We start from the raw sequence: 809 nt of genomic DNA, 5'->3' as shown, positions 1-809 counted from the left end.
TCGATTCCATCGTTACAATCGAGGGAATAAAACGCCTTATACCGGAACATCTTGCGATCTCTGGCGGCCTCGGCTCTCTTGTCCAGAAGAAACGCTTCGACGATCTCATCGGACACCTCCACAAAAATGTCCTCTTTGCAAAATGGATAATATTGTTTGAGATTTATGGTCTGCATAGGCACGCCCTCACTCTGTTTGAAAAAGGTCATCATAGCAGCGGCGCATATTCCGCAGCCCCCGGTGGATGGCAACGCTGACCTTACTGCTATGGATACCCTCTCTCCGGGCGATTTCCGGCTGCTTGATACCGGCAATGTAGTAGGCGTGAACACGGCGGGCCTGTGTCGGAGTGGCATGAGCCAGAGCCGCAGGCAGAGCTACAATCAGGTGCAGGCGGGTGGTCATTTCTTCTCGTTCCAGCAAAATATCTTCCGACGATCTGCTGTGTTCCAGTGCGTAATTTTCCAGCCAGCTGTATGCGTCCAGAGAGTAGTAGGCGCGGTGGTAGACTTTCCGACGCTCATAGTTCTCCATCTCCCGCTGGGCCTGATACATCGCTGCCCATACCTCGTCCGTAACATCCACAAACTCGTCATGCCGGTAGTGGGGATACATCCACCGCAGATTGATTGTTTTCATAGGCTTACCTCCTGAAAATTGGAGAGGCGGGCAGCTCGTCCGCTGTCCGCCCCTCGCTGAGATAAGGGAAATGATCCCTTTCACTTGGTAGCCAGAAAACAGGTCATTTGTTAAGCCTGTTCCCAAAGAAATTTATAAATTTTTTTCTGACCGCCTCCACACTTTGATAC

General features: G+C 51.3%; 1 protein-coding gene and 2 pseudogenes. All 3 read right to left on the bottom strand.

Going from position 1 to position 809, the window contains the following annotated elements:
* Positions 1-176 (bottom strand): annotated as a pseudogene (locus IEY11_RS15010) (sigma-70 family RNA polymerase sigma factor); the annotation flags it as partial.
* A 10-nt stretch (positions 177-186) separates the two neighbouring features.
* A complete protein-coding gene (locus IEY11_RS14515; protein ID WP_151165517.1) occupies positions 187-639 on the bottom strand; it encodes a sigma-70 RNA polymerase sigma factor region 4 domain-containing protein in 453 nt (150 codons plus the stop codon).
* A gap of 103 nt (positions 640-742) precedes the next feature.
* Positions 743-809 (bottom strand): annotated as a pseudogene (locus tag IEY11_RS15005) (sigma-70 family RNA polymerase sigma factor); the annotation flags it as partial.

The organism is Butyricicoccus faecihominis (assembly GCF_014648015.1).
GTDB classification, from domain to species: Bacteria; Bacillota; Clostridia; order Oscillospirales; family Butyricicoccaceae; genus Agathobaculum; species Agathobaculum butyriciproducens.
Note: the sequence above shows the minus strand (reverse complement) of the source record. Positions and strands in the feature narration are given on the sequence as shown.

What these genes read in the sequence shown, in the direction of transcription:
- IEY11_RS14515 (WP_151165517.1), bottom strand. Translation starts at nt 639, where the DNA reads ATGAAAACAATCAATCTGCGGTGGATGTATCCCCACTACCGGCATGAC.